Source organism: Streptomyces roseicoloratus (assembly GCF_004117935.1).
Classification (GTDB): domain Bacteria; phylum Actinomycetota; class Actinomycetes; order Streptomycetales; family Streptomycetaceae; genus Streptomyces; species Streptomyces roseicoloratus.
The window spans coordinates 1-13,649 of the sequence record NZ_SDOY01000052.1 but is presented as its reverse complement, the minus strand read 5'-3'; the positions used below and the strand labels follow the sequence as shown (position 1 = coordinate 13,649).

General features: G+C 72.9%; 12 protein-coding genes. 4 read left to right on the top strand and 8 right to left on the bottom strand.

Going from position 1 to position 13,649, the window contains the following annotated elements; translation table 11 throughout:
• Positions 1–38 precede the first annotated feature (38 nt).
• Entirely contained in the window at positions 39–1,016 is a 978-nt protein-coding gene (locus ESG85_RS04270; protein WP_246094801.1) for a hydrogen peroxide-inducible genes activator, read from the bottom strand.
• Between the two features lie 152 nt (positions 1,017–1,168).
• Here ESG85_RS04270 and ESG85_RS04265 point away from each other — a divergent pair, with 152 nt between their 5' ends.
• The gene (locus tag ESG85_RS04265; RefSeq protein ID WP_128976663.1) at positions 1,169–1,723 is read left to right on the top strand and encodes a peroxiredoxin; all 555 of its coding nucleotides are present in this window, start codon (positions 1,169–1,171) and stop codon (positions 1,721–1,723) included.
• Positions 1,724–1,725: 2 nt separating this feature from the next.
• Positions 1,726–2,259: an alkyl hydroperoxide reductase gene (locus ESG85_RS04260; RefSeq protein ID WP_128976662.1), complete on the top strand. Its 534-nt coding sequence runs from the start codon at positions 1,726–1,728 to the stop codon at positions 2,257–2,259.
• Positions 2,260–2,374: 115 nt separating this feature from the next.
• On the opposite strand, the gene ESG85_RS04255 is transcribed toward ESG85_RS04260, so the two are convergent.
• The 5 genes from ESG85_RS04255 to ESG85_RS04230 form a co-directional block, all read right to left on the bottom strand.
• Complete coding sequence (locus ESG85_RS04255; RefSeq protein ID WP_128976661.1) at positions 2,375–3,091, bottom strand: hypothetical protein; 717 nt, start codon at positions 3,089–3,091, stop codon at positions 2,375–2,377.
• Positions 3,088–4,560: an AI-2E family transporter gene (locus tag ESG85_RS04250; protein WP_128976660.1), complete on the bottom strand. Its 1,473-nt coding sequence runs from the start codon at positions 4,558–4,560 to the stop codon at positions 3,088–3,090. The genes ESG85_RS04255 and ESG85_RS04250 overlap by 4 nt, the downstream gene beginning before the upstream one ends.
• 213 nt (positions 4,561–4,773) lie before the next feature.
• Positions 4,774–5,466: an aggregation-promoting factor C-terminal-like domain-containing protein gene (locus ESG85_RS04245; RefSeq protein WP_128976659.1), complete on the bottom strand. Its 693-nt coding sequence runs from the start codon at positions 5,464–5,466 to the stop codon at positions 4,774–4,776.
• A gap of 372 nt (positions 5,467–5,838) precedes the next feature.
• Entirely contained in the window at positions 5,839–7,161 is a 1,323-nt protein-coding gene (gene phoH2 / locus ESG85_RS04240; RefSeq protein WP_181018958.1) for an RNA 5'-3' helicase PhoH2, read from the bottom strand.
• Positions 7,162–7,750: 589 nt separating this feature from the next.
• On the bottom strand, positions 7,751–8,512 hold the full coding sequence (locus ESG85_RS04230; protein WP_128976656.1) for an isoprenyl transferase: 762 nt from the start codon (positions 8,510–8,512) through the stop codon (positions 7,751–7,753).
• 110 nt (positions 8,513–8,622) lie between these two features.
• Between ESG85_RS04230 and mgrA the strand changes: the two genes are divergently transcribed.
• Complete coding sequence (gene mgrA / locus ESG85_RS04225) at positions 8,623–9,660, top strand: L-glyceraldehyde 3-phosphate reductase (protein ID WP_128976655.1); 1,038 nt, start codon at positions 8,623–8,625, stop codon at positions 9,658–9,660.
• A 458-nt stretch (positions 9,661–10,118) separates the two neighbouring features.
• Positions 10,119–11,276 (top strand): winged helix DNA-binding domain-containing protein, encoded by a 1,158-nt coding sequence (locus tag ESG85_RS04220; RefSeq protein ID WP_128976654.1) that lies wholly within the window; start codon positions 10,119–10,121, stop codon positions 11,274–11,276.
• A gap of 39 nt (positions 11,277–11,315) precedes the next feature.
• Here the strand turns inward: ESG85_RS04220 and ESG85_RS04215 are convergent, their stop codons facing one another.
• On the bottom strand, positions 11,316–12,767 hold the full coding sequence (locus tag ESG85_RS04215; RefSeq protein WP_246094800.1) for a DUF2079 domain-containing protein: 1,452 nt from the start codon (positions 12,765–12,767) through the stop codon (positions 11,316–11,318).
• 321 nt (positions 12,768–13,088) lie between these two features.
• The coding region (locus tag ESG85_RS04210) for a prepilin peptidase (protein WP_164986162.1) at positions 13,089–13,649 on the bottom strand (561 nt) is incomplete at its 5' end.

Sequence of the window (13,649 nt, the reverse complement as noted above, 5' to 3'; positions counted from 1 at the left end):
GTCCGTGCCCGCCGGGGCCGCCGGGGCCGCCGGGCCCGTCAGGCGTCCGTGCCCGCCGGAACCGCCGGGGCCGCCGGGGCCGCCGGGGCCGCCGGGGCCATGCGTACCGGAAGGCGCTTCATGGCGTCCCGGAGCGAGCCCGCCAGTTCCTCGAACTCGGACTGGCGGGCCGCTCCCGTCCGCATCGCCAGGGCGATCCGCCGCGACGGCGCCGGATCGGCGAAGTCCCCGACCGACAGGGCGGTGTCGCGGGCCGTCTCGACCTTCACCGCGGTGCGCGGCAGCAGGGTCACGCCGAGGCCTCCGGCGACCAGCTGCACCAGCGTCGACAGGCCCGCCGCGGTGGTGGTGACCGGCGCCCCCTCCGTACGGCCCGCCTCGCGGCAGATGTCGAGGGCCTGGTCCCGCAGGCAGTGCCCCTCGTCGAGCAGCAGCAGCTTGAGTTCCCTGAGCGCCTCGCGCGGGATGTCGGCCCGCCCCGCCAGCGGGTGGTCCTCGGGCGTGACCAGGACGAAGTCCTCGTCGAACAGCGGGAGTTCGGTGACGCCGGGCACGCCGAGCGGGACCGCGAGCAGCAGCAGGTCGAGCCGGCCCGCCGCCAGCCCTTCCAGGAGCGAGGAGGTCTGCTCCTCGTGCACCTGGAGGTCGAGCTCCGGATAGCGGGTGTGCACGAGACGCAGCACCGTCGGCAGCAGATAGGGCGCGACCGTCGGGATCACGCCGAGCCGCAGCACGCCCGTGAACGGCGCCTGCGCCGCCTCCGCCTCCTCCAGCAGCTCGCCCACGGCGTCGAGCACGGCGTGCGCCCGCACCGCGAGCCGCTCCCCCGCGGGCGAGAGCAGCACCTTGCGCGTCGTACGCTCGAGGAGCTGGACACCGAGTGCCTCTTCGAGAGCCGAAACCGCGCCCGAGAGCGCCGGCTGGCTCATGCCGATGGCCGCCGCCGCGTCCCGGAAGTGGAGATGCTCCGCGACCGCCGCGAATGCTCTGAGCTGGGAAAGGCTGGGCTGCTTCACCCGACGCACGGAAACCACTGATAACCACCTTCGATCAACACGACCGAGTCTAGCTATTTCACTGATCAATGCACTCCGTGCCAGGATGTGAGACGTCCAACCCCTCACGGAAGACCCCAAAAGGGATCCTTCCGACCCTGCAAGGAGAGCGCGTGCTCACTGTCGGTGACAAGTTCCCCGCCTACGACCTGACCGCCTGCGTGTCGCTGGAGAGCGGCAAGGAGTTCGAGCAGATCAACCACAAGTCCTACGAGGGCAAGTGGCGCGTGGTGTTCTTCTGGCCGAAGGACTTCACCTTCGTCTGCCCGACCGAGATCGCCGCCTTCGGCAAGCTGAACGACGAGTTCGCCGACCGCGACGCCCAGATCCTCGGTGTCTCCGGTGACTCGGAGTTCGTGCACCACGCCTGGCGCAAGGACCACGCCGACCTGCGTGACCTGCCCTTCCCGATGCTCGCCGACTCGAAGCACGAGCTCATGCGCGACTGCGGCGTCGAGGGCGAGGACGGCTTCGCGCAGCGCGCCGTGTTCGTCGTGGACCCGAACAACGAGATCCAGTTCGTCATGGTGACCGCCGGCTCCGTCGGCCGTAACCCGAAGGAGGTCCTGCGGGTCCTCGACGCCCTGCAGACCGACGAGCTGTGCCCGTGCAACTGGAACAAGGGCGAGGACACCCTCGACGCCGCCGCGCTCCTGGCCGGTGAGTGAGCATGGCGCTCGATGAGCTGAAGGCCGCCATACCGGACTTCGCCAAGGACCTGAAGCTGAACCTCGGTTCGGTGATCGGCAACAGCGAGCTCCCGCAGCAGCAGCTGTGGGGCACGGTGCTGGCCTGCGCCATCGCCTCCCGCTCGCCGAAGGTCCTGAAGGAGCTGGAGCCGGAGGCCCAGGCCAACCTGAAGCCCGAGGCGTACCAGGCCGCCAAGTCGGCCGCCGCGATCATGGCGATGAACAACGTCTTCTACCGGACCCGGCACCTGCTGTCGGACCCGGAGTACGGGACGATGCGCGCCGGTCTGCGGATGAACGTCATCGGCAACCCGGGCGTCGAGAAGGTCGACTTCGAGCTGTGGTCGCTGGCCGTGTCCGCGATCAACGGCTGCGGCCAGTGCCTGGACTCGCACGAGCAGGTCCTGCGCAAGGCCGGTGTCGACCGCGAGACGATCCAGGAGGCCGTCAAGATCGCCGCGGTCATCCAGGCCGTCGGCGTGACGCTGGACGCCGAGGCGGTCCTGGCCGAGTAGTTCCGGCCCGTACCGCGCACCTACGCCGAAGGGCCCCGGGGTTCCGTGAACCCCGGGGCCCTTCGGCGTCCGCGGACCGGGCCGGGCCCGCGGGTCGGCCGCGCGGCCGCCGGGCTCAGTTCTTGAGCGCCGCCATCAGCTGGCGCATGTCCTCGACCAGGTACGTCCGGATGGCTGCCGGGTCCAGCTGCGGCAGTTCCCTGGGCAGGTTCGTTTCCTCGTCCCAGTCGTCGGTCGGCTGGAGCGCCAGGCCGAGTTCGGCCTGTCCGTCGAGGACCCGGAGCGAGTTGTCGCCGTAGAGGCCGCCGAAGTAGGCGCTCTCCCCGACGCCGCCGACGGCTTCACCGCCGCCGCCGAGCTGCGGGTCCTCCATGATGTCCGCGAACTCCGGGCCGGGATCGGTCTTCCGGTGCAGGCGGTAGCTGACGTCCACCGTGTACCCGACGGGCTTGGACGCCAGGGTGACGGTGCAGTCCCAGTCGAAGAGGGCGGGGCGGTCCACCTTGCGCGGCTCGGTCACCGCGGGCCCCTTGGCGCCGAACGCCGAGACGAGACCGTCGAACCGGGCCACCTCGCAGGGGTCGCGGTCGGTGCGGTAGCCGCCGAGGTCGGGCCCGGCGTCCTGCCCGTACCGGTCGTACGCGGAGAGTCCGCCGGCCCACACCGCCGAGGCCGCCACCGCGCCGCCCAGGGCCCACAGCCAGGGGTGGCGGGCACGCGGGCCGGCGGGTCCGGCCGGATCCTGGCCGGCGGCGGGCGGCGGCTGCGGGAGCGGCGGGCCGGCGGGGTCGGGGAAGCCCCCGCCGCCGACGAGTTCGGGCTCGGAGATCACGACTGTCCTCCCGGGTGGCGGCCGGCCGCGCCGGGCGCCGGGGTGGGCGCCACCTCGTACGCGGTCGCGCCGCGCGGCTCGGGCGCGGCGCGCAGGGCCTGTTCGGTGCTGTACGCGCGGAGGTAGCCGACGACCGTGTTGGCGACGGCGACCAGCGGGACGGCGACGACGGCGCCGCCGATGCCGGCGGTCAGTCCGCCGGCCGCGACCGCGAGGACGACGCCGAGGGGGTGGACCCGCACGGCCCGGCCGAGGATGAACGGCTGGAGGACGTGGCCTTCGATCTGCTGCACGGCGAGCACGACGACGAGCACCATGAGGGCGGTGAACACCCCGTTGGTGACGAGCGCGACGACACAGGCGAGGGCGCCGGAGACGACGGCGCCGACGAGCGGGATGAACGCGAACAGGAAGATGAACACGGCGAGCGGCACGGCCAGCGGCACGTCGAGGAACCACAGGCCGAGGCCAATGAAGACGGCGTCGATCAGGGCGACGAGGACCGTGCCGCGGACGTACGCGGTGAGGGTGCGCCAGGCGCGCGGGCCGGCGCCGGCGACGCCGGGCCTGGCCTGGGCGGGCACCAGCTTGAGGGTCCATTCCCAGACCTTCTTCCCGTCGTAGAGCAGGAAGAGGGTGGAGAACATGGCGAGCAGGATGCCGGTCAGGGCCTCCACGACCACGGTGACGCCCTGGAGTCCGGCGGAGGTGATCTGCTCGGCGTTGGCGCCGATGGCCTCGCTGAGGTTCTTGGCGATGTCGTTGATCTGCTGCTCGGTGACGTGGAAGGGGCTGTTGAGGAGCCAGCGCTTGAGCTCCTCGATGCCGTCCTTGACGCGGTCGGACAGGCTGTCGACGTTGTCCAGCACCTGCCAGACCACGAACCAGCCGACCAGTCCCATGATCACGAAGCCGGAGACGGCGGTGACGGCGGTGGCGAGTCCGCGGGGCAGGCCCTTGCGGCGCAGCAGGGCGACGGTGGGCTGGAGCAGCGCGGTGATGAGCAGGGCGGCGACGAACGCGAGGACGACCAGCTGGACGGAGCTGATCACCTTCATCAGCACCCAGACGGTGCCGGCGAGGACGAGCAGCCGCCAGCCGGCCTCGGCGGCGACCCGCATGCCCCACGGGATCGCGGCGACCGGGTCGGGCCGCGCGGCGACGGCGGGCGCGTAGGCGGGCGGCGCGGGCACGGAGGCGGGTTCGGCGGACGTCGGCTCGACGAACGTCGGCTCGACGGCTCCCGCCGCGGAGGCCGCTGCCGTGGCCGGGGTCTTCGCGGGGGCGGACTTCGCGGCCGGGCCGGGGCCGGCCCCGGGCGCGGCGGACCCGTCCGGCGCGGTGGCCGCGGGCGGCTCGCCCAGGGCGGCGGAGTCGCGCTCGGCCGCCGCCCGGCGTTCGTCAAGGCGGTCGCCCACGCGGCTCAGTCCGTCACCGAGCCGGTGCAGCCATCCTGGCAGTCTCGACATGCTCTTCCCTCTCCCCCTCCGGGCCCACGAACCTACACCCCGCGCACGCGTGAGCCCCTCACCGAGGGACGGCGAGGGGCTTCGCGAGGTTGAGCGGGGCCCGGTACGGATACCGGGAGCGGCTCGCGGGGCGCGGCCGACGTGTCCGGCCGCGATCCGGAAGAGACGGACGGGCGTCCGGGGCCTGGCCGGCCCCGATCCGCCGGGCAGGCCCTAGTACCAGCGGTTGGCCTGCCAGAACGACCAGGCGCCGCAGGGGCTGCCGTAGCGGCCGTCCATGTAGCTGAGGCCCCACTTGATCTGGGTGGCCGGGTTGGTCTGCCAGTCGGCGCCGGCGGACGACATCTTCGAGCCGGGCAGGGCCTGGACGAGGCCGTACGCGCCCGAGGAGGGGTTGACGGCGCGGTAGTTCCAGCCGGACTCGTGGTCCACGATGTTGCTGAAGCACTGGAACTGGTCCGCCGGGATCATCTGCCGGGCGATGGCCTTGACCTCGGCGATGGTGTACGAGCCCTGGGCGGAGAAGCTGGAGGCGTCGCGCACGGCGGAGCGGTTGGCGCGCTCCTCGGCTTCCTTGCGCTCCTTCTCGGCCTTGTCGGCCGCCTTCTTCTTGGCCTCGGCGTCCTTGGCGGCCTGGATGCGGGCGGCTTCCTCGGCGGACTTGCGCGCGAGGGAGTCGGCGGCGGCTGCCTGGACGTTCGCCTGCTCCGCGAGGGAGGAGACCTGTACCTGGGCCTGCTCGCCCGCGGGGATGTCCGCGAGCAGCGTCGTGTCGGCCGCGGTGGCTTCGAAGTTGTCGTCCGAGGCCTGCGCCGCGTTGCCCGAGGCAACACCGACGACGGCGCCGACAGTGGTGACCGCAGTGGCCGAAGCCACCGCGAATCCCCGGACCGAGATCCGGCTCACACGGTTTCCTTCCAGCATCGCCCGCACAGGTGACCACGCGGGCGAAATCGTGCCCCTGGCGCTGGTCTCCGAACTGTGGGTCACAGAAGACACGGGCCCGTGGTGCTGTGGGCGGCATACGGCGAACGGTTGTTGAGTTGTGTGGTGCAGCACCTCTGAAGGTGCACGTGTGCCGTATGCGGGGCCTGACGGAAGCAAGACTTTGCCGGACGGAAACGCCGCAAGGCAATTCCGCGTTGCGTGTGAAAGCTCACACCTGGGTGGACGCACGGGATTTGGCCGATACGGCGGACAGCGCGGCGCCGCCCGGCTAAGCTCTCGCGCTTTGCCGGGCGGCGCCAACTCCTTTGCCCCACAAGGGGGCGGATCGGGTCAGATGTGACCGTCCTCCAGCATTTCGGTCACGAGCGCGGCGATCTGCGAACGCTCGGAACGGGTCAGCGTGACGTGGGCGAACAGCGGATGCCCCTTCAGCTTCTCGACCACGGCGACGACTCCGTCGTAGCGGCCGACCCTCAGGTTGTCGCGCTGGGCGACGTCATGGGTCAGCACCACCCGGGAATTCGCCCCGATCCTGGACAGAACGGTCAACAGTACGTTCCGCTCCAGGGACTGGGCCTCGTCGACGATGACGAACGCGTCGTGCAGCGAACGGCCGCGGATGTGCGTGAGCGGCAGCACCTCCAGCATCCCGCGGCTCAGCACCTCCTCGATGACCTCGCGGCCCGCCACGGCCGAGAGGGTGTCGAAGACCGCCTGCGCCCACGGGCTCATCTTCTCGGCCTCGGTGCCCGGCAGATAGCCGAGCTCCTGCCCGCCCACCGCGTACAGCGGACGGAAGACCATCACCTTCTGGTGCTGACGGCGCTCCAGGACCGCCTCCAGGCCCGCGCACAGCGCGAGTGCCGACTTTCCGGTGCCGGCCCTGCCGCCCATCGACACGATGCCGACGTCCGGGTCGAGCAGCAGGTCGAGCGCGATCCGCTGCTCGGCGCTGCGACCGCGGATGCCGAAGACCTCCCGGTCGCCGCGGACCAGCCGCACCGAGCCGTCGGAGGCGACCCGGCCGAGCGCCTTGCCGCGCTCGGACTGCAGCACGAGACCGGTGTGCACGGGCAGCTCGGCCGCCTCGGGCACGTACAGCGTCTCCTGGTCGTAGAGCAGGTCGATCTGGTCGGCGGACAGGGCGAGTTCGGACATTCCGGTCCAGCCGGAGTCCGTGATCGCGAGTTCCGCCCGGTACTCCTCGGCGAGCAGGCCCACCGAGGAGGCCTTGATGCGCAGCGGCAGGTCCTTGGAGACGACCGTGACGTCGTAGCCCTCGGCCTGCAGGTTGCGGGCGACCGCGAGGATCCGCGAGTCGTTGTCCCCGAGCCGGTAACCGGCCGGAAGGACTCCGGGGTCCGAGTGGTTGAGCTCGACGCGCAGGGTGCCGCCCAGGTCCCCGATGGGGAGCGGGGCGTCCAGCCGCCCGTAGCGCACCCGGAAGTCGTCGAGGAGGCGCAGCGCCTGCCGCGCGAAGTAGCCGAGCTCGGGGTGGTGGCGCTTGGCCTCCAGCTCGGTCACGACGACGATCGGGAGCACCACTTCGTGCTCCTCGAACCGGGACATCGCCTTGGGGTCGGCCAGCAGGACGCTGGTGTCGAGAACGTAGGTGCGCCTGTCGGACAAGCGGCGCTTAGTGCTGGTCACCACGGAAGGACAGACCCCCTTCGAGGACCCCTGAGAGGTCGGGGTTGCGACAGGTCCGCCCCGGCGGAAGATCGATGGGCGGAACCGCTGTCGCGGCGGAATGGGACCGGGCTCTGGCCACGATGCGCGGGCCGAGCACCGGCCCTCCGCTTCGTCCGTGCACGTCCTGCACGGTCGTCCTGGTGCAAAGGGCCTCCCGGGTGGCGGTCTCCGTGCCGCTCACTTCACCTGGGATATGCCCTCGAACACGTGCCGTCATGCCATGGCATATGACGGCGGATCCGTGAACGGAGGGTGACGGGTTCTCGGGACGGGCGTGAGGTCACGTCAGGTGGCGTCGAGTGGCGCCAGGTGGCGTCGGGTCACACCGGTCCGGCCAGGTGCGCCGGTCCGGACCGGTGCGCCGGGCCCGCGCCGGAGCCGCGCCACGGTTCGCGCCGCGGTTCGCGGCGTCACGCCGCCGCCCGCGCCGGGTCGGCTCCCGGTCCGTGTCGGGTCGGCTCCCGGTCCGTGTCGGGTCGGCTCCCGGTCCGCGCCGGGTCGGCTCCCGGTCCGTGTCGGTCCGGTCCGCTCCGGTCCCCGCCGGTACGCCTCAGTTGCCGAAGCGGCGGTGCCGGGCCGCGTAGTCGCGCAGGGCGCGCAGGAAGTCGACCTTGCGGAAGGCCGGCCAGTGCACCTCGCAGAAGTAGTACTCGGAGTGCGCGCTCTGCCACAGCATGAACCCGGAGAGGCGCTGCTCGCCGCTGGTGCGGATCACCAGGTCGGGGTCGGGCTGGCCGCGGGTGTAGAGGTGCTCGGAGATGTGCTCGACGTCGACGGTCTCCGCCAGCTCCTCGAAGCTGGTGCCGCGCTCGGCGTGCTCCAGGAGCAGCGAGCGGACCGCGTCCGCGATCTCCTGACGGCCGCCGTAGCCCACGGCGACGTTCACGAGTATCCCGGTGTTGTCCAGGGTGGCCTGCTCGGCCTCCTTCAGGACGGACTGGGTGCGCGCGGGCAGCAGGTCGAGGGTGCCGACGTGGTGCACCCGCCAGCGGCCGTCGGCGGCGAGCGCCCGTACCGCGTCCTCGATGATCGCGAGCAGCGGGACCAGCTGCTCCTCGGGGCGGTTCAGGTTGTCGGTGGAGAGCATCCAGAGCGTGACGACCTCGACGTCGGTCTCGGCGCACCAGCCGAGCAGCTCCTGGATCTTGTCCGCGCCGGCCTTGTGACCCTGCTCGGGGGTACCGCCGGAGGCCTTGGCCCAGCGCCGGTTGCCGTCGAGGATGACGCCGATGTGCTTGGGCACCTGGGCGTGGTCGAGGCGGCCTTCCACCCGGCGTGCGTAGAGCCCGTACACCAGGTCGCGCAGGTTCACTGTTCTTTACCCCTCCATGCAGTGTCGGCCCCCGAAGCCGCCACATTACTGCGGAGGGGTGACCGGCTCCCAGCCCGGTACTGTCACAAGTCCGTGATAAGCAGAGATACGTGACTGATTCCCCCCTCTACCGCCCCGCCCCGGAGCGCTACGACGCCATGGAGTACCGGCGTACGGGCCGCAGCGGGCTGAAGCTCCCCGCCATCTCCCTGGGCCTCTGGCACAACTTCGGCGACGACCGCACCCTCGACTCGCAGCGGGCGATCCTGCGCCGCGCCTTCGACCTGGGCGTCACCCACTTCGACCTGGCGAACAACTACGGGCCGCCGCCCGGCTCGGCCGAGCTGAACTTCGGCAAGATCTTCGCCCAGGACTTCGCGCCGTACCGGGACGAGCTGATCGTCTCGACGAAGGCCGGTTACCTGATGCACCCGGGGCCGTACGGCGAGTGGGGCTCCCGCAAGTACCTGATGTCGTCGCTGGACGCCTCCCTGAAGCGGATGGGCCTCGACTACGTCGACATCTTCTACTCGCACCGCTTCGACCCGGACACTCCGCTCGAGGAGACGATGGGCGCGCTGGCGTCCGCGGTGCGGCAGGGCAAGGCCCTGTACGTCGGCGTCTCCTCGTACACCAGCGAGCAGACCGCCGAGGCCGCCCGGATCCTCCGGGAGATGGGTGTCCCCGCCCTGATCCACCAGCCGTCCTACTCGATGATCAACCGGTGGACGGAGGAGGACGGCCTCCTCGACACGCTGGAGGCGGCGGGCATGGGCTGCATCTCCTTCGTGCCGCTCGCGCAGGGCCTGCTGACCGACAAGTACCTGAAGGGCGTGCCGGAGGGCTCGCGGGCCACCCAGGGCAAGTCCCTCGACCCGAACCTGCTGTCCGACGAGGTGCTGCGCCGGCTGCACGGCCTCGCCGACATCGCGCAGCGGCGCGGGCAGTCGCTGGCCCAGCTGGCGCTGGCCTGGGTGCTGCGCGACCCGCGGATGACCTCGGCCCTGATCGGCGCGTCGAGCGTGACGCAGCTGGAGGAGAACGTGGCCGCGCTGGCCGGGGCGCCGCTGTCGGACGAGGAGCTGAAGGAGATCGACTCCTTCGCCGTCGACACCGCGGGCACCAACATCTGGGCGGCCCGGGGCTGAGTCCCCGGCCCGCGGGGCGTCCGCGAGGCGTCCGCGAGCGTCCACCGGGGCCGGTGCAGGTGGGCGGGCAAAAAGCGGGCCGGTCCGTAGGGGGGCAAAAAACGGGCCGGTCCGTGGGGGGGATACGGACCGGCCCGAGGGGGGGTTTCCACCATAACCCTTCATTAGTCGTGCTGTGTGCCCGCCGGGCCGAACGATCGCCGTCGGATGCGCCGGATCCCAAGGGACACAAGGGCTGTGAAGGTGTGTGGCGGGTTTGCGCCCGGGCGTGGCGGCGGAATCGGTACTTCCCACGGGGGACCCTCCGGCCGGGTCGCCCGGTTGACGCGGCGGCGGCGGACGGAAGGGCGAGGAGGGCGGAAGGACGGCGGGCGGAAGGGTGAGGCGCGGGCGGAAGGACGGCGGGCGGAAGGGCGAGGCGGACGGTTCTCGACCTGTATCGCTCCTACGGTCGGCGCATGACGACCTCCACGCCGCTCCACGTCACCTGGCCGCAGGCGGACGCCCGCCGGATCCGCCGCCAGTTCCTCGACCGGCCCGCGGACGCGCCGCCGGCCCCGGTGGCCGCCGCGATGCTCGGCGCCCACGCCCAGGTCCTCTCGGCGGCCGAGCTGTCCGTGGCGCTGCGCCGGGCGGAGGGCACGCGGGCGGACGTGCGCGCCGCGTTGTGGCGGGACCGCACGCTGGTCAAGACGTTCGGGCCGCGCGGCACCGTGCACCTGTTGCCCGCCGAGGACCTGCCCCTGTGGACGGGCGCGCTGTCCGCGCTTCCGGCCGGGCCGAACGGGCACCCGCCGCACGTACGGCTGACCGCGGCGCAGACCGACGAGGTCGTGGCGGCGATCGCGGACGCGCTGACGGGCGCGGAGCTCACCGTGGACGAGCTGACCGACGCGATCGTGGCCCGCACCGGCCCGTGGGCGGGCGAGCGGGTGATGGAGGCCTTCCAGGACAAGTGGCCCCGCTGGCGGCAGGTGACGCACCTGGCCGCGCACCGCGGGGTGCTGTGCTTCGGACCCGACCGCGGCCGGAAGGTCACGTACACCCACCCGGGCGTGCGGCCCCTGACCGGCGACCGGGCGCTGGGCGGGCTCGTGGAGCGCTACCTGCGCGCGTACGGCCCGGCGACGCCGGGGAACCTCGCGCGGTGGCTGGCGGCGCCGGGCGGCTGGGCGACGGAGCTGTTCGGCTCGCTGGCGGCCGCCGGCCGGATCGAGGAGGTGTCCTTCGAGGGGGCGGCGGCCTGGGTGGCCGCCGGCGACACGGACTTCCCGGACGAGCGGCCGCCGCGCGGGCTGCGCCTGCTGCCCTACTTCGACGCCTTCGCCGTGGCCTCCCAGCCGCGCGAGCGCCTCTTCCCCGGCGCGGCGTACGAGCGGGCGCTGGGGCGCGGCCAGGCCGGGAACCATCCGGTGCTCCTCGTCGACGGCACGGTGGCGGGCGTGTGGCACCAGCGTCGCTCGGGGAAGCGGATCGTCGTCACCGTCGAGCCGCTGCGGAAGCTGTCGGCGGCCCGGCTGCGGGACCTGGGGGCGGAGGCGGAGCGCGTGGCGGAGCTCCTGGAGGGCCGGGCCGAGCTGACGGTGGGGCCGGTGACGGTGGGCCCGCACGCCTGAGGGCGGTGTCGGGTGCCGGCCGCGTCGGCGCGGGCCGTCTCAGGTGCCGGCGGAGCCGGCCGGGCGGCCGGCGCGGTGCAGGAGGGTGATCCCGTCGCGGACGGCGACCACCTCGTACCCGTACGTCCGGCGGGCGGCCGCCAGCTCGGCCAGCTGCTGCTCCAGGGGATAGGGCCAGTGGCCTTCCTCGTACGGCCAGGCCTCGGGGGCCCGCGGGTCGTGGACGATCCATTCGGCGGTGGGGCGCGGCAGGTCCTCGCGACGGTACTCGTAGAGCCTGCCGTCGACCGGGAAGGTCGGGAAGAGGACCACCGTGCAGCGCGAAGTGAGCTGCGGGGCGAGCCGGTTGGAGGCGGCGACGGTCGCCCCGTCGGGGATCCGGGCGAGCAGGGCGCGGGCGGCCTCCACGTGCGAGGTGGTGCGCCAGGTGGCCCGCTGGGCGAGCTGCGCGAGCGGGAAGGAGGGGATGAGGACGGCGGTCACGGCGAGGACGGTGGCGAGCGCGGCCCTGGCGTTGCGGCGGGCGGTCTCGCGGGCCCGCGCGTGTCCGGCGGCGGCCTCGGCGGCGGGCGTCCGTCCGACCGCGGTGGTCTCGCGGCCGAGGACGTCGAGGAGCCCGGCGAACACGACCGGCATGAGGATCGCGCTGTAGTGGAAGGCGGTGCCCCAGTGGAAGCCGTTCTCGGAGGCCATGCGCCAGCCCAGGGTGGGCAGGGCGATCAGCGCGAGCGGGGAGCGCAGCGCGAGCAGGGCGGACGGGGCGAAGACCAGGATCAGGGTGGTCGCCTTGATGTCGGGGCGCAGCAGGTCGAGCGGGCCGTGGGCGAGCGCGGAGAGGAGCGAGCCGTGGGCGTCGGCGAGCTGCCCGCCGTGGGCGTAGCCGCCGGCGGGCGCGAGGGCGGGCAGCAGGACCTTGACCTCCAGGAGCGAGCCGGCGAGCCCGGCGGCGACGGTCCCGATGCCGAGGTACGCCGCGTCCGTACGGCCCTTGAGCACGATGTACGCGCCGACGGCGGCGAGCGTGAGGCCCAGGTCCTCCTTGACGAGCAGCAGCGGAGCGGCCCAGGCGACGGCGGCCCGCCATCGGCGCCGGCCGAGGGCCTCCAGGCTGAACGCGAGCAGCGGTACGGCCAGGGCGACTTCGTGGAAGTCGAAGGCGGCGGCGGAGGCGACGCCCCAGCTCAGTCCGTACCCGGCGGCGACGGCGTGCGCGCCGCGCGGACCGACGGCGCGCACGGCCCAGCGGGCGAGCGGGACGACGGCGAGCGCGAGGAGGGCGGACTGGGCGACGAGGAGGGTGAGGGGCGAGGGGAACAGCCGGTAGAGCGGGGCGAGGACGGCGAGCAGGGGGTGGAAGTGGTCGCCGAGGAGGTTGAAGTCCTCGCCGCGCAACGGGACGACGGGCGCGCGGAACTCGGCGTAGGCGCGGATGGCCTGCTCGAAGATGCCCAGGTCGTAGCCGGTGGTGCGCATGAGGACGTGACGGCGCACGGCGACGGTGGCGTACAGCAGGCACAGCGCCGCGGCCCAGGCCCAGGGGAGCAGCGCGGCCGGCCGCCGGTACCAGGGTGCGGACGTGCCTGGCGTCGTTGGCGTGCTTGGCGTCGTTGGCGTGCTTGGCGTGCTTTGCGTCGTTGACGTGCCTGGCGTCGTTGGCGTGCTTGGCATGCTTTGCGTCGTTGGCGCGTGTCGCCCCTCCGGGCGGCCGGAGGGGTCGGGGGGCGCCGGCTTCGGGTATTCGAGGGGCGATTTCGAATCACTGGCCCATGTATGCGGCATATGAGGCATACGGGGTGATGTTAGGGAGGGCCCTCACGACAGGGCGGTGAACGCGCCGAGCAGCAGCCCCAGGAGAGCGCCCACGATCATGAACGGCCCGAACGGGATCGCCGCGCCGCGCCCCGCGCGGCCGGCCAGGACGAGCCCCAGCCCGTACAGCGCGCCCAGCAGGAATCCCGCGAACGCCCCCACGAACAGCACGCCCCAGCCGTACCAGCCGAGGGCCGCGCCCAGCGGCACCGCCAGCTTCACGTCTCCGAAGCCCATCCCGTCGGGGTGCAGCAGGAACAGCACGAGGTAGCCGCCGCCGAGCACCAGCGCCCCCAGCAGGGCGGTCGGCCAGGAGCCGGCCGCGTACGGGGAGAGCGCGGCGCCCGCGAGCAGCAGCGGCAGCGCCACGGCGAGCGGCAGCGTCAGCCGGTCGGGCAGCCGGTGCACCCGTACGTCCACGAGCGCGAGCAGCGTGCCGAACGGCGCCACCAGCAGCCACACCGCCAGCTCCGGCCGCGGCACACCGCTCGCCGCGGCGAGCAGGGCGCAGGCCGCCGCCGTCAGCAGCGGCGCGGTGAGCGGCGCCGGCGTGGTGGCGCAGGC